Annotated in this window: 27 protein-coding genes and 1 pseudogene; 14 read left to right on the top strand and 14 right to left on the bottom strand. The window is 61.6% G+C overall.

Going from position 1 to position 18,420, the window contains the following annotated elements; genetic code table 11:
* Nucleotides 1–87 precede the first annotated feature (87 nt).
* Nucleotides 88–2,064, top strand: a complete 1,977-nt coding sequence (locus FGL95_RS19410; RefSeq protein WP_169589896.1) for an OPT family oligopeptide transporter — start codon at nt 88–90, stop codon at nt 2,062–2,064.
* A gap of 4 nt (nt 2,065–2,068) precedes the next feature.
* Here FGL95_RS19410 and FGL95_RS19405 read toward each other — a convergent pair whose 3' ends face one another.
* Nucleotides 2,069–2,548 (bottom strand): hypothetical protein, encoded by a 480-nt coding sequence (locus tag FGL95_RS19405; RefSeq protein ID WP_169589894.1) that lies wholly within the window; start codon nt 2,546–2,548, stop codon nt 2,069–2,071.
* Nucleotides 2,549–2,707: 159 nt separating this feature from the next.
* Here FGL95_RS19405 and FGL95_RS19400 point away from each other — a divergent pair, with 159 nt between their 5' ends.
* Nucleotides 2,708–3,046 (top strand): DUF2834 domain-containing protein, encoded by a 339-nt coding sequence (locus FGL95_RS19400; RefSeq protein WP_169589893.1) that lies wholly within the window; start codon nt 2,708–2,710, stop codon nt 3,044–3,046.
* On the opposite strand, the gene FGL95_RS19395 is transcribed toward FGL95_RS19400, so the two are convergent.
* Complete coding sequence (locus FGL95_RS19395) at nt 3,033–3,833, bottom strand: class I SAM-dependent methyltransferase (protein ID WP_169589891.1); 801 nt, start codon at nt 3,831–3,833, stop codon at nt 3,033–3,035. The two genes, FGL95_RS19400 and FGL95_RS19395, sit on opposite strands and share 14 nt — an antisense overlap.
* Nucleotides 3,834–4,052: 219 nt before the next feature.
* Between FGL95_RS19395 and FGL95_RS19390 the strand changes: the two genes are divergently transcribed.
* Nucleotides 4,053–5,114: a DUF6670 family protein gene (locus FGL95_RS19390; RefSeq protein WP_169589889.1), complete on the top strand. Its 1,062-nt coding sequence runs from the start codon at nt 4,053–4,055 to the stop codon at nt 5,112–5,114.
* On the opposite strand, the gene FGL95_RS19385 is transcribed toward FGL95_RS19390, so the two are convergent.
* From FGL95_RS19385 to FGL95_RS19375, 3 genes are all read right to left on the bottom strand, one after another.
* A complete protein-coding gene (locus FGL95_RS19385; protein WP_169589887.1) occupies nt 5,086–5,760 on the bottom strand; it encodes a winged helix-turn-helix transcriptional regulator in 675 nt (224 codons plus the stop codon). The genes FGL95_RS19390 and FGL95_RS19385 overlap by 29 nt on opposite strands.
* Complete coding sequence (locus FGL95_RS19380; protein ID WP_169589886.1) at nt 5,761–6,192, bottom strand: VOC family protein; 432 nt, start codon at nt 6,190–6,192, stop codon at nt 5,761–5,763. It lies immediately after the preceding gene.
* 100 nt (nt 6,193–6,292) lie between these two features.
* Nucleotides 6,293–6,643, bottom strand: coding sequence for a nitroreductase/quinone reductase family protein (locus FGL95_RS19375; protein WP_169589884.1), 351 nt, complete (start codon nt 6,641–6,643; stop codon nt 6,293–6,295).
* 158 nt (nt 6,644–6,801) lie between these two features.
* Between FGL95_RS19375 and FGL95_RS19370 the strand changes: the two genes are divergently transcribed.
* Nucleotides 6,802–7,845 (top strand): cyclase family protein, encoded by a 1,044-nt coding sequence (locus tag FGL95_RS19370; protein ID WP_169589882.1) that lies wholly within the window; start codon nt 6,802–6,804, stop codon nt 7,843–7,845.
* A 61-nt stretch (nt 7,846–7,906) separates the two neighbouring features.
* Nucleotides 7,907–8,362 carry a hypothetical protein gene (locus FGL95_RS19365; RefSeq protein ID WP_169589881.1) on the top strand — a complete coding sequence of 152 codons (456 nt, stop codon included), beginning with the start codon at nt 7,907–7,909 and terminating at the stop codon, nt 8,360–8,362.
* Nucleotides 8,363–8,408: 46 nt separating this feature from the next.
* On the opposite strand, the gene FGL95_RS19360 is transcribed toward FGL95_RS19365, so the two are convergent.
* The gene (locus tag FGL95_RS19360) at nt 8,409–9,869 is read right to left on the bottom strand and encodes an MFS transporter (protein ID WP_169589879.1); all 1,461 of its coding nucleotides are present in this window, start codon (nt 9,867–9,869) and stop codon (nt 8,409–8,411) included.
* A 105-nt stretch (nt 9,870–9,974) separates the two neighbouring features.
* Between FGL95_RS19360 and FGL95_RS19355 the strand changes: the two genes are divergently transcribed.
* The 3 genes from FGL95_RS19355 to FGL95_RS19345 are packed head-to-tail and all read left to right on the top strand — an operon-like array spanning nt 9,975 to nt 11,446.
* Nucleotides 9,975–10,316: an ArsR/SmtB family transcription factor gene (locus FGL95_RS19355; protein WP_169589878.1), complete on the top strand. Its 342-nt coding sequence runs from the start codon at nt 9,975–9,977 to the stop codon at nt 10,314–10,316.
* Between the two features lie 3 nt (nt 10,317–10,319).
* Entirely contained in the window at nt 10,320–10,826 is a 507-nt protein-coding gene (locus FGL95_RS19350; protein ID WP_169589876.1) for an SRPBCC family protein, read from the top strand.
* Complete coding sequence (locus FGL95_RS19345) at nt 10,826–11,446, top strand: dihydrofolate reductase family protein (RefSeq protein WP_169589874.1); 621 nt, start codon at nt 10,826–10,828, stop codon at nt 11,444–11,446. The genes FGL95_RS19350 and FGL95_RS19345 overlap by 1 nt, the downstream gene beginning before the upstream one ends.
* A 34-nt stretch (nt 11,447–11,480) precedes the next feature.
* On the opposite strand, the gene FGL95_RS19340 is transcribed toward FGL95_RS19345, so the two are convergent.
* From FGL95_RS19340 to FGL95_RS19325, 4 genes are all read right to left on the bottom strand, one after another.
* On the bottom strand, nt 11,481–11,813 hold the full coding sequence (locus FGL95_RS19340; protein ID WP_169589872.1) for a hypothetical protein: 333 nt from the start codon (nt 11,811–11,813) through the stop codon (nt 11,481–11,483).
* Between the two features lie 4 nt (nt 11,814–11,817).
* Nucleotides 11,818–12,387: a dihydrofolate reductase family protein gene (locus FGL95_RS19335; RefSeq protein WP_169589870.1), complete on the bottom strand. Its 570-nt coding sequence runs from the start codon at nt 12,385–12,387 to the stop codon at nt 11,818–11,820.
* Between the two features lie 69 nt (nt 12,388–12,456).
* Nucleotides 12,457–12,795 (bottom strand): YciI family protein, encoded by a 339-nt coding sequence (locus FGL95_RS19330; RefSeq protein WP_169589868.1) that lies wholly within the window; start codon nt 12,793–12,795, stop codon nt 12,457–12,459.
* Nucleotides 12,796–12,800: 5 nt separating this feature from the next.
* Nucleotides 12,801–13,193 carry a hypothetical protein gene (locus FGL95_RS19325; protein ID WP_169589867.1) on the bottom strand — a complete coding sequence of 131 codons (393 nt, stop codon included), beginning with the start codon at nt 13,191–13,193 and terminating at the stop codon, nt 12,801–12,803.
* Between the two features lie 191 nt (nt 13,194–13,384).
* Here FGL95_RS19325 and FGL95_RS19320 point away from each other — a divergent pair, with 191 nt between their 5' ends.
* A complete protein-coding gene (locus FGL95_RS19320; RefSeq protein WP_169589853.1) occupies nt 13,385–13,831 on the top strand; it encodes a hypothetical protein in 447 nt (148 codons plus the stop codon).
* 81 nt (nt 13,832–13,912) lie between these two features.
* Here FGL95_RS19320 and FGL95_RS32425 read toward each other — a convergent pair.
* Nucleotides 13,913–14,017 (bottom strand): annotated as a pseudogene (locus FGL95_RS32425) (DUF4436 family protein); the annotation flags it as partial.
* Nucleotides 14,018–14,085: 68 nt separating this feature from the next.
* Nucleotides 14,086–15,039: a hypothetical protein gene (locus tag FGL95_RS19310; protein ID WP_169589865.1), complete on the bottom strand. Its 954-nt coding sequence runs from the start codon at nt 15,037–15,039 to the stop codon at nt 14,086–14,088.
* A gap of 133 nt (nt 15,040–15,172) precedes the next feature.
* Between FGL95_RS19310 and FGL95_RS19305 the strand changes: the two genes are divergently transcribed.
* Both FGL95_RS19305 and FGL95_RS19300 read left to right on the top strand, forming a co-directional pair.
* A complete protein-coding gene (locus tag FGL95_RS19305) occupies nt 15,173–15,535 on the top strand; it encodes a VOC family protein (protein ID WP_169589863.1) in 363 nt (120 codons plus the stop codon).
* 173 nt (nt 15,536–15,708) lie between these two features.
* The gene (locus FGL95_RS19300) at nt 15,709–16,026 is read left to right on the top strand and encodes a nuclear transport factor 2 family protein (protein ID WP_169589862.1); all 318 of its coding nucleotides are present in this window, start codon (nt 15,709–15,711) and stop codon (nt 16,024–16,026) included.
* A 197-nt stretch (nt 16,027–16,223) separates the two neighbouring features.
* Here the strand turns inward: FGL95_RS19300 and FGL95_RS32980 are convergent, their stop codons facing one another.
* The gene (locus FGL95_RS32980; protein ID WP_338079930.1) at nt 16,224–16,382 is read right to left on the bottom strand and encodes a hypothetical protein; all 159 of its coding nucleotides are present in this window, start codon (nt 16,380–16,382) and stop codon (nt 16,224–16,226) included.
* Nucleotides 16,383–16,759: 377 nt separating this feature from the next.
* Here FGL95_RS32980 and FGL95_RS19290 point away from each other — a divergent pair, with 377 nt between their 5' ends.
* The 3 genes from FGL95_RS19290 (at nt 16,760) to FGL95_RS19280 (ending at nt 18,156) form a co-directional block, all read left to right on the top strand.
* Entirely contained in the window at nt 16,760–17,413 is a 654-nt protein-coding gene (locus FGL95_RS19290) for a DUF6226 family protein (RefSeq protein ID WP_169589860.1), read from the top strand.
* 15 nt (nt 17,414–17,428) lie between these two features.
* The gene (locus FGL95_RS19285; RefSeq protein ID WP_169589859.1) at nt 17,429–17,614 is read left to right on the top strand and encodes a hypothetical protein; all 186 of its coding nucleotides are present in this window, start codon (nt 17,429–17,431) and stop codon (nt 17,612–17,614) included.
* A gap of 185 nt (nt 17,615–17,799) precedes the next feature.
* Nucleotides 17,800–18,156: a hypothetical protein gene (locus tag FGL95_RS19280; protein ID WP_169589857.1), complete on the top strand. Its 357-nt coding sequence runs from the start codon at nt 17,800–17,802 to the stop codon at nt 18,154–18,156.
* A gap of 83 nt (nt 18,157–18,239) precedes the next feature.
* Here FGL95_RS19280 and FGL95_RS32025 read toward each other — a convergent pair.
* Nucleotides 18,240–18,420 (bottom strand): hypothetical protein (locus FGL95_RS32025; protein WP_206072117.1); only part of this gene is annotated, 181 nt, incomplete at its 5' end.

The raw sequence follows: 18,420 nt of genomic DNA, 5'->3' as shown, positions 1-18,420 counted from the left end.
GATGTCGTGATTGCGACTCGTGAGCAGCATGTGACGCTTACATTTGTTGAGCCGACCACCCCGAGGCCGGAGTAAAAGGGGTAACACATGTCTACAACGGAATCCAGAACGTCTAGCGTTCGCGAATTGACGCTGCGAGGTGCTCTTCTCGGCGGCGCGATCACCCTGGTATTCACCGCAGCAAATGTGTATCTCGGCCTCAAGGTCGGGCTCACGTTCGCGACCGCGATTCCCGCAGCCGTGATTTCGATGAGCATCCTGCGCTATTTCAGCAATCACTCCATTGTCGAGAACAACATCGTCCAGACGATCGCGTCCGCGGCAGGCACGCTCTCCGCGATCATCTTCGTGCTTCCAGGCCTAGTGATGATCGGTTGGTGGAGCGGCTTTCCGTACTGGATCACAGTGGCCGTGTGTGGCGTCGGCGGCATCCTCGGCGTGATGTATTCGATTCCGCTGCGACGCGCTCTGGTGACAGGTTCGGATCTGCCGTATCCGGAAGGTGTTGCAGCCGCGGAAGTCCTGAAGGTGGGCGACACCCAGCAGGGCGCTGACGAGAACCGTGACGGTCTGCGGATCATCGCGCTCGGAAGCGTCGTATCCGCGGCATTTGCGTTTCTGGCTTCGCTCAAGTTGATCAGCAACTCCCTCGCGCACGTCTTCAAAATCGGTTCAGGCGGAACAATGTTCGGCGCCAGCCTGTCGTTCGCGTTGATCGGCGTCGGGCATCTCGTGGGCATCACAGTCGGCATCGCAATGCTCGTCGGCTTGGTCATCTCGTACGGCGTGCTGTTGCCGGTGCGCAGTTGGGGATTGGTGGGCTCCGAACCTGCTGCCGACGTGATTCCTGCGATCTTTTCCACCGAAGTGCGATTCATCGGCGCCGGCGCGATTGCAGTCGCAGCGATCTGGACGTTGCTGAAAATCATCGGCCCCGTCATCGCCGGTATCAAAGGTGCGCTGCTTTCCTCGCAGAACCGTCGACAGGGGACGACCGTCGACGTCACCGAGCGCGATATTCCGATCCAGTACGTGGCGATCGTGGTCGTCGCGTCACTCGTACCGATCGCGCTCTTGTTGTGGGATTTCGTTGACGGAACCGCCCTGGACGGTCATTCGCTGGGCATCATCGCGGTCAGTCTGGTGCTCGTGTTGTTGATCGGTCTGGTGATCGCCGCTGTGTGCGGCTACATGGCCGGGCTCATCGGGTCGTCGAACAGCCCAATCTCCGGGGTCGGCATTCTGGTCGTTCTCATTGCCGCGTTGTTGATCCGGATGACGTTCGGCGACGCCGATGCCACGCAATCGGCCGCGCTGATCGCGTTCACTCTTTTCACTGCCGCCATCGTTTTCGGTGTAGCGACGATTTCGAACGACAACTTGCAGGATCTCAAGACAGGTCAACTAGTCGGGTCGACGCCGTGGAAACAGCAGGTCGCCCTGGTCATCGGCGTGTTGTTCGGCTCGGCGATCATCCCGCCGGTGCTGCAGCTCATGCAGACCGCGTTCGGATTTGCCGGGACGCCCGGGGCGGGGCCGGATGCGCTCGCGGCACCACAGGCCGCACTCATCTCGTCGCTCGCGAAAGGTGTTTTCGGCGGTGATCTGAACTGGGCGCTGATCGGACTGGGTGCACTGATCGGCGTCGCGGTTATCGCCATCGACGAGACGCTCTCCAGGACGACATCGAAGTTCCGGCTGCCACCGCTCGCGGTGGGGATGGGAATGTACCTACCGATGGCGCTCACACTGATCATCCCGATCGGCGCGATTCTTGGCCGCGTGTACGACTCCTGGGCCGAGCGAACCGGTGCGGATGTCGATCGGAAGAAGCGGTTGGGCGTTTTGCTGGCAACCGGTCTGATCGTCGGCGAAAGCCTGTACGGAGTCGTTTTCGCGGCAGTTGTCGCTGGCACGGGCCAAGAACAACCGTTGGGTATCGTCGGCGCCGGATTCGAGAACTGGGCCGAGTTGCTCGGCGTCGTCCTCTTCGTCGGGGTCGTCGCGTGGCTTTACCGCCACACCCGTAGCCGCGCCGTCGTCGAGGACAGCGCGGCCCAGTAGCAGGTCACATCATCATCGGGGCGAGGATGTAGCTCGCGTTCACGGTGGGCGCACCCGAGTCGATAGTGGTTTGTACGCCGTAGTTTTGGACGTTGTAACCGGACACACCCGAACCGTTGGTCGTTGCGCCCATATAGTCGTTGGTCGAGACGAAGTTCGCGACCGCACCGAGGCTGCCGTATCCGTAGGAGATGTTGATCGGGAACACCGGGGTGGTGTTGTTCGATACTGCGGTCACGATCTCCGTGGCATGTGGTGCCAGGGACTGACGCGGTCCGGCAATGAACGAACCGTAGGGGTTGTTCGAGTTTGTGAGCCACATCGTCTGGTCGGTGTCGTTGGTGATTGACATTGTGGTGGTGGGGGCGTTCGTGGGAAGCGTGCCGGCGGAAGCAATTCCTGCTACCCCGACCATGGTCGCGAGGGCTGCGGTTGCGGCGAGTGGCGCGAGGATGAGGCGGCGGCGGATCGAGGTGGTGGTCATTGGAGTGGACCTTTCGGAAGTCTTTGTCTGCGGCTCATCTGCCGTTGCGACAACTATCCCTCGCCACGACCCCGCACGGCATCCACCAAAGAGGTCGTCTACCAGGTGATATCCGCTTCCCCCAATCGGGGGACACCTGTGCTGGCTAGGGTGTCGACCATGACCAAGACCGACAAACTTCTGTGCGTCTTGTACGCGTTGGTTGCGATCGCATGCTTGATCGGCACCCAATGGGTGTTGGTCGACTACATGATCGGCGGCGGAAGCACGGCAGACGCTCTGGCAGCCACCGTTGACGGGCACGCCGCCACGTTCGTCACGATCGACCTGCTCGGCGTCGCCGTCGCGGCGACGGCTTTCATGATCGTCGACGGTCGTCGCAATCGCGTTCCGCTGCTGTGGCTTTACGTCGTACTCGTATTTGTCGTCGCGGTCAGCGTGGCATTTCCGCTCTACTTGATCGCACGGACCAGGACACTGTCGACTAGCAAACAGTGACGATGTGCGCCTGGATTTTCCCGTCCACGGCGCCGGTACCGAATTGCTCGGCCAGGGCCCGCTCCGCTGCTGCGGTGGCACGGTCGAGATCGCCTCGGGCTTCGATCTCGTCTCTCAGGGGTGTCCCGTGGCAGTAGGCGAGAGCCGGAATGTGTGGTGACTGCGCGCGACTTCGCGCAGCGATCGTGGTGATCTGTGGTGCGGTGGCGAAGCCGGCTCGAGCCAGGTCCTCGGTGATTGTCGCAGTGTCGTAGTAGCCGTGTGGGGTGCGCGCGAGGAAACGCGGGGGATCGTTGGGAAACACTTCCTGCAAAGCGGTCGTCACCGTATCGGCGAACTCGTTCTCCTCGATACGATCCCAGGTACTGAACACGAATTGCCCACCCGGTCGTAGCACGCGGCGTGCCTCGGCATACGCAAATGCTCTGTCGGGGAAGAACATTGCGCCGAACTGGCAGATCACGGCGTCGAAACTCGCGTCCGCGAACGGAAGCTGCATGGCATCCGCCTGCCGCCATTCGACAGGTCTTGCTGTCCCGATCGCGGCGGCTTGGTCGAGCATCGCTTCATTGAGATCGGTCGCGACGATCGATACGCGGTCGGTCAATCCCTCCGCCAACGCGCGCGTGAGAACGCCCGTCCCAGCGGCGATTTCCAGTATGTCGGAGATGTCCGGTGACCTCAGCTGCGCGACCATCGGCGCCGCATACGGCGCGAAAATCAAAGGCACCATGTAGTTTTCGTAGAATTCCGCCACCGCGCTGGTGAACACGTTGTCGCCTGACATGGCTCACCTCTCGGTTGTAACGTTCTGCCCCGCGCGTTGAGCGTAGACCTCGATCCACCGTTGTCAGCGATGTTCGGCCCTAGCCGCCGAATATGTGTGACTCCGTATTACAGTCAGACTGTCCGTCGACCCGCCGCAATGTCACCTTCAAGGATGCAGATGACGCCTTCACACCCCCATTTTATTTGGCGCGCAATCAAACCCGGCATCTTCGAAGCTATGCGGCTGGTGTCGCGGTTCGCGATTCGCGAGACGAATCGCCCGTTCACGCAGCCGTCGATGCTGAAACCACACGTCGGCGGTCATCGATACGGGTGGACGCACTACGGCGTGATGATTCCCGACCTGCCCGAGCCGCACCGGTACTTCAGCACCATGATCATCGCTGGCCTGCCCGGTGCGACCGCATTCGACAACGACCAGGGAGTGACCACCAGCCCGCGCGACACCGCCGCGGTCTCGGTGTCGACGGCCGCACCCGACGCGGCGTTCTACCGTGCCTACTCGATGACCGGCGAGTGCGATCTTCGCGCCGATGGGTCCGTCCTCAACTTTGGGGACGACCTGGTCATCAGCGGTACGTACCCGGACTTTCAGGTATCGGCGCGAACCGGGACATTGACCGCTGAATTGCGTCTGCGCGCAACCGGACAAGTTGCGTGGTTCGCGCGGACTCCCTTCTACGACCACTTGAGCCTGTGTGTCGAGTACGACGGCTGGGTCGCAGTGGGCGGGGACCGCACCGACGTGAGCGGCGTCGGCACATTCGAATACGCCGCCTGTGCGGGTTTGCACGGACTCGTCGACCGAGAACTGGGCTCGTCGGTGAAGGCTCCTCTCGACTTCTTCACCTACAACGTGATCGCCATCGACGACCGCTCACACCTGCTGCTCGCGGACGTCCATGCGATGGGAGAGCCGCTCGCGACGATGGCCTATCACCGATCGGTAGGCCAGCCGACGTGGGTCACGCACGAGAACGTGCGGTTCGAGGTCACCGAATTCGCGACCGATACGACCACCGATCCCTACGGCAACGAGATGCGGCTTCCGGTGCGATTCACCTGGACTGCCGGTTCGGAACTCGTCGTCCACGGAACCATCGACTCACCACCACGATTCGGTGTCGGACGTGGATACATCCTCGGCTACCGATGTGAGGGTAGCTACCAGGGCGCCTCGTTCGAGGCGCGCGGATACATGGAGTACATCGACTGCGAAGCCGTGAACCGCGCCGCACCCGATTTCGCTGTCACGAGTCGACGTGAAACAGGGTCGTAAATCGCTCGAGCGACGTCAGATCGCCCTGCAGAATCCTGACCACGTTCTGCTTCACGGCCTCGGCTGGGGTCAGCGTGCCCGCGATCAGGTGGCGGAGGTCCGGGCCGGTGGCGAACTTCAGTTCAGGTTCGCCACCGGGCAGCACGCCGCCCACTGGCGGTGCGGGGGGAGCGATCTGAACGACCCTCAGCTCGCCACCGCCGACCTGAGCACGCAATTCCACGGCATCGACCTGGATCTGGAAATCCAGTGATGCGGAAGCAAATTCCGGTCTGAAGGCTGTACGCAGAGCCATCGTCAGTGAGTCTGCCGTGACGATATCGTCGTCCTTCGGGTCGCCCATCGACCGGAATCCCCATCTGCCGAGGGCCAGCACGATCGGCTCGAGGTCGCGGCCGTAGTCGGTGAGCTCGTAGACGAGTCCGCATTTTGGGATCGGGATACGTCGGATCACCCCGCCCTCCTGCAGTTCCTTCAGGCGTGCGGCGAGGATGTTCGTTGGAATTTTGGGCAGTCCCTGGTTCAGGTCGGTGTAACGACGAGGTCCGACCAGAAGGTCACGGATTATGAGCAGGGCCCACCGTTCCGTGATCAGCTCCGCAGCGGTGGTGATCCCGCAGTACTGCCCGTAGCTGCGGGCGGCCATTTAGGCCTGCGCCTGCGCGGTCTCGGGGGCTTGTTCTACCGCCTGCGGCGCCGAGTAGATGAACGCCAAGGTGTTGCCGTCCAGGTCTTCTATGTCACGGGTGTACATGAAGCCGTAGTCCTGCGCCGGTCCGGGCTCGCGGCCACCAACCGCCAGCCCCGCTTCGATCGTTTTGTCGACTTCTTCCCTCGAATCGCGGGTGAACGCAATCTGGAATGTCGCGGCGGTTTTCTGATCGCCGATCTGCTTCTCGGTCATGCTGGCGAAGAATTCGCGCTTGAGCACCATGGTGGAGATGTTGTCGTCCCATACGAAACACGTGGCGTTGTCATCGGTCAGGACCGGATTGATCGTCGCACCTAGTGCTGTGTAGAAAGCCGTGGCGCGCTTGAGGTCGGAGGTTGGGTAGCTGACAAAGATGTTGGTAGGCATGGCAATTGCTCCCTCGGGTGAGTCGTGACCTTGTCCGGATTTGATACTTGCAAAAAACAAGCCCGCTTGTCAATAGCAAGTAAGGACGAAGGTGGACGCATCAACTCGCGGCGGTCTCCAACGTCACCTTGACCGACACCTGACCGTCGTCGTTGCGACGACTGACGGCATGTCCGGCGTGATCGACCCCCCGAAGCTTGACCGTGACCCGGCCACCGTCATCGAGAAAGTTGCGCCACCAATTCTTCTGGTCGGGCATGGCAACCCCGATGAGAAGTACGTTGCCTTTCTGGCGGTATGAGACAGGCAGGCTGAATGTCTTGCCCGACTTGCGTCCTGTGTAGGTGATCAAGACCATCGACTTGCCAGCGATGTTGCCGAGAATCGGTGCCCGCATCGCTGCAAGTACGAGCTTGTTGGTTGCCGCAGCTGCCTTTTGGAATGTATTCACATCCTGAGTAAACCAGCACGGCGCAGGACGCCAGCGTCGGTCATCCAGTGTGGAAGTTGTTCAGCCAGAATCGGCCGAATCGATCTGAACAACTGCACTTTCGGCGTGCGGAAGCGCTGATGGTGGACGCCGCAATCCGAAAGGGAGATCATCTAGCGATGACAGAGCCCATGGACGTCTCGTATCGACTATCCAGACGCAGTCTGATCGCAGGTGCGGCAGCGCTCGCGGTGGCTGGATGTGGCAGTGAGACAACAGAACCCGCATCGGCTAAACCCTCGACCGCCCCAACGCCCATTACCGCAATCGAAAACGACGCGGACCTCGAGCGGGCATTGCCGTCACTGTCGAATTGGGGGAGGTGGGGTGGCGACGATCAAATTGGGACGTTGAACTTCATGACGCCGCAGACCACACTCGCTGCCGTGGCGTTGATCCGTACCGGGCGGGTCGTGCCGTTCGCGCGCGAGATTTCCTCGACGACACCGAATCTCCGCGACGTCACGTACAAGATGAAGCGCTACGACGACCCGTTGCCCGAAGAATCGGGCTGTATCGACGAAATTGGAATGACTTATCACGGCTTCGCAGTGACGCATGTCGACGCGTTGTGCCACATCTTCACGCCCGAAGGCAAGCAAGGCATGTACAACGGCTATTCCGTCGAGGAAGTGACCGAGGGCGGGGCCCAACGCCTAGGTATCGAGAAGATCGGCGAGATCGGCATCGTCGGTCGAGGCGTTCTGCTCGACGTCGCCGAGGTCCGCGGTGGTCCGCTGGAGGTCGGCTCCGTCATCCGGCCCGACGACCTCGAAGCCGCAGAACGTTTGCACGACGTGCGAGTCGGCGAGGGCGACATCGTGTTCGTCCGCAACGGCGGGGGAGTAGGCAACACCTATCAGCGTGGAACTGGTCTGCACGCCTCGTGCCTGTCGTGGTTGCGTGAGCGTCGCGCGTCAGTGCTCAGCAGCGACTCCGACAGTGACGTGCACCCGCCGCTCCCTGGCTTCGAACGCTGGACCGAACCGATGCATATGGTCCTCATCCCGTACCTCGGCATGCCCATACTCGACAACACCGATCTCGACGCCCTCGCCAAAGCCTGCGCCGCTGAGAAGCGTTGGGCGTTCTTTGTAAGCGTCGCTCCCTGGCGGTTCAAAGGCGCCACCAGCTCGCCGGTCAATCCGATCGCGATCTTCTAACCCGCATAGAACGCCCGACTTGCGGGTATGCCTACTTCAATCGACAGATTGAGGAGCAGGCATGAAGGACTTCGAGTTATCGCAGGATGCGGCCGCGAAGTTGGAAGAGCAGGTCGAAAACGCGGCAAGCGACAAAGACGAAGACCGGCCCGACGGCGACTCGGTTGAGCAGAGCCTGGACGTACCCACGAAGAAGCCAGAGGACGAGGCTGCGGAGCAGGTGCAGAAACAGTACGAGGAAAAGTCCGGACTCGAACTCGATGACGAGAGCGCACGCGGCATCGTGAATGCCGCGCGAGCGGGCGGTGGGTCGTCAGGCGGTGGCTCGGCCTCGGAATCCGAATCAAGTTCCGATTCCGACTCAGCTTCGGCCTCAGAAGGCGACGCGGAATCTGGCTCGGAGAACGGCGAACGCTCCAAGACGGGCGATTCCGAGACCGAATCAGACGCCGAGAACGACTCAGACTCCGAGAACGAATCGGTTAAGGCTGAATCGTCAACAGACGCAGGGGATTGATTCAGTCGCTACATCGTGCTCAGCGGCTCGCTTCAGCTAGCGGGTATCAGGAGACAGACGCTGGGGCACCGCCGGCGGGTTCGTCTTCCGCCTCGTCCTCGACCGCTTTCAGATGCGCTTTCACGGCTGAGATGCCGGGGAGCAGTCCGCTGCACAGTGCAGCCAGGGCATAGCCGATGATCGGCACCCATGCCGCGATGGTGAGGGCGTGCAACAGTTCGGGCTGCGTATAGCGACCGGCGGCGTCGAAGAACAGCACGCCGGTCACCGCGATGCCCAGTGCGCCGCCAACTTGCTGGAACGTTCCCAGCACTCCCGATGCTGCGCCGGAATCCTTCGAATCGACTGTGGCCAAGGCGATGTCGAGGAGTGGGACGACCATGACGGTGAGACCGACTCCTGCGATCGCCATAGGGATCACCGTGTCCCACGCTGAGTAGTCAGCGCCGGTGTCGTTGAACACGTAAATGACCCAGCCTGTGCCGATAGCCATGAGTGTGCCGCCGATGGCGGGCAGGATCCGTCCGAGCCGCGCGACCAGCGCCGCCGCGACGCCGGCAGCAACGGTGGCGCCGATGCTGAATGGCAGCGTCAGTGCGCCTGAAACGATTGCGGTGAAGCCCAACCCGGTCTGCACATACAGCGCGAGGATCAGGAAGAACGAGTTGATCGACGCTTGGAACAGGAACTGGATGGTGAGGCCGCCGGTGAATCCGCGGTTGGTGAACAGGCGCAACGGCATCATCGCGCTGTCCTCGCTGTGGCGTCGTTCGTTGAGGACGAAAAGCGCCAGTACCACCGGCGACAAGACCATCAGCACGAACGACCATGCGGGCCAGCCGAGCTGGCGGCCCTCCACCAGCGGGTAGACGATCAGCAAAATCCCGCCCACAGCCAAGAGAACGCCGAGCGGATCCAGCGGCGACGGACGTTCGGATTTCGTGTTCGGAACCAGGAACAATGCCGCGATCACGATGATGATCCCGATCGGGATGTTGATGAAGAATATGGCCCGCCAACCGCCACCGAGCGGGTTGTTCGTGACCAGCCATCCGCCGAGAACGGGTCCGATGACCGCCGCCATGGCCGTAATGACGCCGATGACGGCGAAGATCGCCGCGCGTTCGCGTGGTTTGTACAACGCCTGGACGCTTGCGAGTACCTGCGGAACCATCAACCCTGCGAAAAGTCCCTGCGCGACCCGCGACGCGACAAGCGTCTCGCCGTTCTGCGCGACCGACGCGGTTAGCGACGCGATGGTGAAACCGGTTATGCCCGTAATGAATACACGCTGCCGACCGTAGCGATCACCCAGTCGGCCCGAGGTGATGAGTACTCCGGCGAATGCAAGGACGTAGCCGCTGATGATCCATTCGAGCTGCGACGGGGTGCTGCCGAGATCGTCGCGGATGGCGGGCAGTGCGACGTTGACGATGGTGACGTCCATGAGATCCATGAACATCGCGAAGGTCAGAATTGCCATCGCTAGGCCGCGGAAACGTGTCATGACGGGGACGATAGTCGCTGTTCCTTTGCTGCAGGTGCGCCACTTGGCACGACCGCGCAAATTTCACGTGCTTGACGTATTCCCATATCGGCATATGATTGCGACATGGCACGAGCAGCGACGACATCGGACGTCTTCAACGCGATTGCCGAGCCGCAGCGGCGGGAGATTTTGGTCCTACTGCGAGCGGGTGAGCGGCCGGTGACCGAACTGGCCGAGCAACTGGGCATGACCCAGCCGGGGGCGTCCAAGCACCTGCGGGTGCTGCGGGAAGTAGGGCTCGTGCGGGACCGTAAGGCAGGGAAGCAACGCCTGTACGGCATCGACGCGCGCGGGCTGCGACCGATCCACGAGTGGACCGGCGGGTTCGAGCAGTTCTGGAACGACAGCTTCGACCGGCTTGACGCATATGTGCAGGACCTCGAAAAGACAAGGCAAGGGGAGTAACCGATGACAGCGACAGAAAACGCCGCGCAGACGCAGTCGGCGACAGAAGACCGTGAGATCGTGATCTCTCGGATTATCAGTGCCCCAAGGGAGTTGGTGTTCGAGGCGTTCACCGAGGTCCGGCATCTGTCGCATTGGTGGGGGCCGGAGGGGTTCACCACCACAACGCGAGCGTTCGAGTTCCGCGTCAGCGGTGTGTGGGATTTCGTGATGCACGGACCGGACGGGACCGACTACCAGGAGTGGATCTCCTGGACCGAGATTTCCCCGCCGGAGCGAATTGCGTTGCTGCACGGTGAGTTCCGCGGCGATCCGAACGCCTTCGAGTCTGTCCTCACGTTTGCGGTGGAGGGGGCAGCGACGCGGATCGAGATGCGGACCGTGTTCCCCACGAAGGAACTGCGCGACGAGGCGGTCGAGAAGTACCACGCAGTCGAGGGTGGACAGCAGACCCTGAGCAATCTGGCCGCCTACGTCGCCGACATGCTTCGCAAGGGAGTGGAGGACTGATGGCCGGAAAAGTGTTCTTCAGTGTGTCGATGTCGCTCGACGGATTCATCGCGCCCGAGTCCGTCGGCGAATTGATGGGGAAGCAGTGGATGGAGTTGCAGCGATGGATCTTCCCGTTGCGCTTCTTCCGCGAGAACCTGAAGCTCGGCGGGGGCGGCGAGGAAGGCCGCGACAACGACATCGCGCGAGAAACCTTCGAGCGGACCGGGGCGAGCGTGATGGGCAAGCGAATGTTCGACGCCGGCGAGCGGATGTGGCCGGATGACGCGCCATTCCACACGCCGGTCTTCGTCGTGACGCACGAGAAACGAGACCCATGGGAACGGCCGGGTGGGACCACGTTCTACTTCGTCAACGACGGCATCGAGTCGGCGCTCGACCAGGCGCGTGGGGCCGCCGGTGACCGAGACGTCCGCATCGCCGGCGGTGGTGAAACCATCCTGGAGTACGTGAACGCAGTCTTGGTCGACGAGTTCACGATCGCACTGTCACCGGTGCTGTTCGGTTCCGGAATCCGCCTGTTCGAGGGCGTCGACGCGAGTCGTGTCGCTTTGAAGCAGGTCCACGTCGACTCGTCGCCGCGGGTGACGCATCTGACCTACGCGGTCCGGGAGCGGTAGTGGACTAAGCATCTGACATCGGTCTTTCGATGACTCACTTTTCGAGATCTTGCGGTGGGGTAACCACCCAGACACCCTTAGGAACTGGATTTGGATCAATCGGCAGCCCGCTGCCCGTGAGCCGCGCCAGGACGACCTGCCAGTGAAGGAGCTCCGCTTTGGTCGCTTTGAGCTCGGCGCTCAGCCGCCCGAATATCTCGCGAACGTCGGGGATGGAGTTGCCCTCAAGTCTTCGTAAGGTCCGCCCGACCCGTTCGACCTTCCTTGTCAGTTGTTGGACGATCGAGGCGACAGGCTCCGCAAGCGCCGTGGACTTCGGGAGAGCGGCTGCGAACCGGTCGACAAGCTCAAATACCGATTCGTACATCTGATTATCGTGACAGACCAGCTGGGCGGTATCGGAGTAGCACAACACCGTTTCCGAATCGGTGTTCATCGATGAGCTCGAGGTCGGCGCGAGCGTCGATCGGGAAGGCCGGCTTGCCACCACCGAGAACTGTTGGCCAGACGTACATTTGGCACTCGTCGACCAGCCCGGCGTTCAGTGCTTGGGCTGCAAGATTCGCACCCCCTACGGTGATGTCGCTGGTGGCCGCGTCCTTAAGTTCACGCACCGCGGCGGGGTCGAAGTGGCGGTCGATTGTGGTGTTCGCGGTCAACGCAGCGGTCATCGTCGTGGAGTAGACGACCTTCTCTGCTGCCTGCCAAGCGGTCGCGAAGTCGGCCCACAGGTCGGACTGCGCCGCCAGCGTGGCGTCGGTTTCCCACACAGCCATGAATTCGTAGAGTCGCCGCCCGTAGAGGAGCGTGCTCGCGGATTGCAGGAGGCTTGTGTGAGAGGCGAACACGTCATCGTCCGGTGGGAACCAGGCGAAATCGCCGCGTTCGTCCTCGATGTAGCCGTCGAGAGACACGTTCGTCACGTAGATCAGTTTGGCCATTTCACGGCACCTCCAAGTCATCCGGCCACATGGTGGCCAGTCGGGCGAAATACATCAACGGCTTGGTCGCTAGCCAGGAAGTGAGTCGCCCGGGAAGCCGAGGCAGGGGAGTACCTCGCAGGTCATCATTCCCGCCTGCACACACGGATCGGCGGCCATGATCTGCTGCGCCCGCTCGAGTGGCTCAGTCATGATCGCCACGCCCGCAAGCGCATCGGAGATGACGGGACAGAGGACCGCGATCACACCTTCGGCGCGTAACGACACCATGCGGCGTTGATGTTCAAGTTCGATAGCCTCGGCTTCAGCCTGATGTCGGTCCGCGGTCCACCGGAGTTGAACCAGGCTGAAGGGCTTGGCGGTCGCGGCGAGCGCTTGAATCTGGTCATCTGTGACGTCGATGCTCATCTTGATCAGACCTCTTCTCTTCCAGGCTGGACGTGACGCCTCAATGCGTCCAGAGATGTTTCGGGAGACGTGTTGAAGCAGAAGGCGATTCCGGGTGATTCCGCGCTGCAGACGTTGACGATTCGCTCGAACAGCAGCGTGTTTTCCGGGAACAACCTGATGCCGCCGCCGATCATCACCAGGCCGAACCGATCACGGCCGAACGCGGCTCGAATGTCCTGTTCGGCCTCGTCAGGTGAGGTTCCGATCAGGCAAGACACCGCGTCGAACCCGGCGGCGACGGTCGCTCCGAAACCGGCCTCGATCCGCTCGGCCATCGTCGCCTCGTCAAGGCCCGGTGGCAGTTTGCTGTAGTCGAGCGCGCGTGCGTGGATGCCGACCATCAAGATCCGAGTCATGGAATCCACTGTTTCAGACTGTGCTGCACCGTGTGTGCGAGAAAGCGATCGGGATCTTCAGCTGAGAGCATTCGGGTCGACTCCTTCGCCTCTTTCGGGTTTCGATCTTCACCAACCAGGGAAAGCAGACCAGGAAGTGTGATTGATTAGCCCGTATCCCTATGGAGTAAACACAAGTCGAAAGGTCGAAAATGAAGTTCTCGCTTCGGACGTTCGCCGCTATTGCGGGACTGCTGCTTTTCTGCTTATTTGCCCCCGCATCGGCTGGTGCAGCACCCACCGATGTGTCCGGGGCAGCCAGCGTGGCAGGGAACAAGGTCACGTCGGTAATAACCAACAACTCCGGCGGGGTGATCACCTGCGCAGTTGGTGGCTTTCCCGCTGGGACAGTTGATCCGAACATGTCAGCTCCGACGTTCGGCCTCACATATAGGGACGTTCCGGCCGGCGGAACGGCGTCCGTGGTATTCGAAAACGTGCCGAACGGTACCTATGACATTCACTTTCTGTGCGCGAACGCGGGCGTCACCGAGAAGTGGGCGACATTCAACTCCCAAGACATTTCGAAGACCACTGAACCAGTCACGGTTACGGTGCCGAACAATCAAAATTGCATCTTCGGATCGCTCTGCATCTGAGCCGTCTGCAATTCGCGGTGACGCCACCCCGCCACGATGCACATCGTCATTGCCGCAGCGAGGCCGATGAGCCCAGATCGTCACAGTCCGATCGATCCAGCTGCCGGGCGGGGGAGCGCTGGGAAGAGCGTTGCGCAGCTGGAATTCGGCGAAGTCCGTTTGCCGAGTGCATAGTTTTGGTGGCAAATCGCGCCTGCCGAACGACCAAAACTATGCACTCGGCGGTCGGGCCGGGCTCCGCGCCATCGACATAATCACTGCGGGTTTGTCAGCGCCTCGACCCGACCGTTGCGCTTGGCTTGCGCCAACCCGCGGCGGGCCATGAATCCGTTGCCGAGCAACAGCACAGTTTTGTTCGGGACCTTGAAGCCCAGCGCGGTATGAGGGAAGTATCGAGTATTCGTTCCCGAGACGTCGAGCCACCCGGTGTTCTGGCGCAACTCGACGCCGTCGAACTGGTTGCGATAGTCGTGTGCCAACAGCCCGGCCCGACGTCCACCCGTGGGGGTACAGTGTGGCACTCGAAGTGAAATGCCGCTCTTGTCGGCCCCGGTTACGATGACGGGCATGACGGTCGGATATCCGTCCGCGTCGATGTACGACACGAGGCGGAACGGCAGTTTCGCTGCGCGCGCGCCGATTTTCGCTGCATCGACACGCGGACCCGTTCCCTTCTTCGGTGGGGCCTGGGGGACCGCAACGTCGTCGGTGATCGGGTCGCCGAACACTTCCGGCACGCCGGTGCAATCCAGCTGAGGCCACGCCACAATGCGCGTAACCGCGACTGTCACGACGACACGGTCGGCGTGATAGGCACCCAGCCAGCGATCCCAGAACCATCCGCGGCGGGGGTCGCCCATGAACGGAATCGACTGCACGAAGATCTTCTCGAGCTGGGCAGGATCCGGATGGACGTCGAAGGTCGCTTCGCCGTTGACAAGTACGTATCGAGTATTGCCGGGATGACCCAAACCGTGCTGGCGGGTATGGTACGCAAGTCCAACTTTCGGTTCCGCACGCATGCGTTCGAGTTTGCGCCCGAACCCCAGGGATGTGGTGAAACTTACTGTGCCGGAGTCGCGGTCACGCATTCCGACCGGCGTCACCGGGGAAACCACTGCGCCGCCTGCGGGCGTCGCATATGCCACGGCGACCGTCATGTCGCCGCCGATGACATCGTCGACTTCGTCCGGCCACCGCACTGGCATATCGCAAAAATTACTAGCCAGGATCGTCGAAACACCAGCATGATCAGGCACAAAGTTGACGTTGATGCGATTGCGTGAGCGAGTGGGTAGAGTGCCGCCACGCTACCTTCATCAATGGAAGTGAGATGGACAAATGCCCTCCGCCCAACTCCGGGGCGTCACCGTCGACTGCGACGACCCCGAGTCGTTGTCCCGGTTCTATCAAAAGCTGACAGGGATGACCGTGGGCTTCCGCAGCGACGAGTATGTCGCGCTCACCGGTGGGGCTGGTCCTGCTATTGGGTTTCAGCGGGTCGAGAACTATCGGGCTCCTCAGTGGCCCGGTCAGCAAATTCCGCAACAGCTCCACCTCGACTTCGCCGTCGAGGATCTCGGTGCGGCTGTAGAACTGATGCTGTCCCTGGGAGCGACTCGACCTCAGCATCAACCGGGCGGGGACCGCTACCGCGTCCTTCTCGATCCGGCGGGCCACCCGTTCTGTCTGCAGGAGCCGTAGCGGCAACGCTGTCTTGTCTGGTCTAGGGCGGTTACCGCGAACTGAGGTAGCGCGGATGCGCCGGCCACTTGGAGAATGCCCACGAGATCGGAAACGAGCCGAAGGCCATCAGCGGATGGGTGCCAAAGTAGGACTCTCGACCATCGCGTCGCCACCGGCTATCGTTCTTCGCCATGACCCTGCTTGTCGACAAGTACATCGACGCCGTCAACCGTGCCGACATCGATGCCTTGACTGCCATCTTCGCGCCGACGGCGACTTTGAGACAGCGAGAGGGGGTCTACCGCGGAACCGGTCAGATCGCCGATTTCTATCGCAACCTCTGGCTCGGCGGCCCATCCGCCCACGAGATCGAGAATCAGTTTGCCGATGGGAGCGCACAGATCGTCCAGTTCAAGGCGACCAGTCCGACGGGTGAAACGCGCCACGCCGTCGACGTCTTCATCGTCGAGGACGGGCTAGTTCAGTCTCTGGACATCTACTACCGGTGAATCCTCGCCGCTAGCCCGGACTTCGTGACCGGCAACTCGAGGTCCATGTAGTCGGCATACACGACGAACAGTTCGGTATCGCCGATCGAGGCTTCTCGCAGAGTTTCCTGGTAACCCTGCGAATTCGGTTCCGTCGTATTCGACCTGAGCGCGGCACTCTATCCACGATTCGTGTAGAGCTCTTCGTGCCGGGTGAGCTATTGACCGAAGGTGTAGCGAAGGTTGGCGTTGATCAGCGTGTTTATGCGTTTACGCATGTGACCGATGGTCGAGATGCTCGGCGCGGGCGGCTGGACGAACAGCGTCCACCGCAGATCGGTTCCACCGCGCGCGCCGGGCGGAAGGTCGAACTGCACGGTTGCTTCAGGGCACCGGATCCATAGAGAACTCCAGGTGACCTGTTCCGGTTCGTTTGCGTTGACGATCCGGGGCTCTTGCTCGTCGTCGAGCAGTCGAAGCCACGGTCGAGTGGGTCACGGTGCGGCTGGGTTAGCGCTTCGAAAACTACGAAGGGCGGCGCCGGCTGGTTACGGCGCCTACTACCGATTTCGAGCATTTAAGGAAGGTATCCAAGGTTTCGCTGTCTGGTTCCGGAGGCTGTGCGTGGGGCTCTCCGACACGCGTCGGGACGTCATTCCACGCAAGTGATTGGCGCGGTGCCACCTTTCGTTCGCGTGTGCGTCAAGCTGGATTCGAAAACCGCATCGACGATAAGGGGAGCGGGGAGATCGTGATGGAGGATCCGCCGGACGAAGCGTATGAAAGGGTCACGAATCCGGAGCGGTTCGCTCCGCTGCTTCCCGCCGCCGAGAATCTCGTCGCGGATCTTGAACGCCGATTCGAGGTGATCGTCACCCGTGGGTCTGCAGTGGGGTGGCTGTCGTCAGATGTCCAGCCGGTGGAGTCGATATGGATCACACCGCGGCTCGCGGACCAGGCGCCGCTGACGATCACCACTACGTCCCTTCCGGGTTTGTACCTCGATGTGGGTGCTTGGCAGCACATTGCGTTTCCGGGGTGTGCATGCGACGCGTGCGATGAGCACGTCGAGGATGCCGTGCGCGAGCTGGAAATGTACTGCACGGCCCTTGCCGAGGGCCGGCTGTCGAACGCGTTGTTGGGGGACTGCGGCCCAGACTGGAACACGTCTGGGGAGGCGAGAATTGGAGCAGCAGCGGCAAGCTGTTCCTGTCTCGGCGACGCGCAGCCGAGTTGCGTGGCACGGACGTTCAACCCCCAGAAGACGGGCGCTGGCGTTCCTGGTCAACAAGACCGCACGCTGCTGCCGAGTTTTCGTGAACTGGCATGGCGTTTCGCCAGTGGTGTCGAGCTGGATCTACCACCATCCGCCTCACGTGATGCGCGTCTCGCCACGTCCGGCAGTTGATCGGATGTTCCGCACATGACCAAGCGACGTATCCGCGGCAAAGTCTTAGCCGTGTACGGGCAGGTCCTCGTCGAAGGCCTGGACGGGTGGTTGCCGGACTACGGCAGGCTCGGTCTGGATTGGACCGGAAACCTGACGGCGCCAATGGCCCACGCCGAGAAGGAGTGTGACTTGGAATGCGCACAATCTTCGGCGTTGTGACACAACGGAATCACTAGGATTGGTCAGCGCCTCGACCCAGCCGTTGTGCTTGGCTTGCGCCAACCCGCGGGGGTTTCATTCGCCCTGTCGGGGTGCTGAACTATCACCCTGTGGGGAGTGGAGTGTGGGTTCGTCGTCGCCGACGATTTACCTATCGAGTTCACCCGATCATCGTTAGGACACCCATGAACAAGCAGGTCGCCAGTATCGCAGTCTTCTCCGCAGCTGCGGGGATCGCCCTTGCCGTCCATGGGGTCGCGAACGCATCGCCCAACGGCTGCGATTCGCACCAGTTGGTCATCACCCACATCGAGACTCCGACATCCAGTGCGTCCATCTGCCAGTGGCAGGGCGATGGACGCACCGAGTACCGCGGGTTCGGCAAGGCCAACGGCCTTGCAGTGACCGCGCCGGTGGTGTGGTCGAACGGGTCGTCTTACAGTGCCGTCAACAACGGCTACACCTACCGGATCGATGTCGGGCGCGGCCTTGCCGTGGTGGCGCCCAACGGATACCAGATCTCCTACGAGCCCGCCATCTGATCGTCGCGTGCTCGCTAATCGATAGGGCACCCCAGAGTTTGACTGACCGACACGAAGGACGCGTCGAACTCGCGAGAGATCTTCTACGCGATGCTGATAGGCGGCGGCATCGGGATCCGACCGTGCATGATCTTCCTTGCTTGTCGGCCGTCGCGTAATTCCCCAGGGGTAGCCGTCACGTAATTCCTCACGTTCGGCGCTGCTGTGCTGAGGGTAGCTGGGGTTGTGGTCGGTGTCAGGTGGCTGTTGTGCCGGGTCGTTTGC

Origin of the sequence: Antrihabitans stalactiti (assembly GCF_012932915.1) — a bacterium.
GTDB classification, from domain to species: domain Bacteria; phylum Actinomycetota; class Actinomycetes; order Mycobacteriales; family Mycobacteriaceae; genus Antrihabitans; species Antrihabitans stalactiti.
The sequence above is the reverse complement of the archived record's forward strand: the minus strand, read 5'-3'. Positions and strand labels throughout refer to the sequence as shown.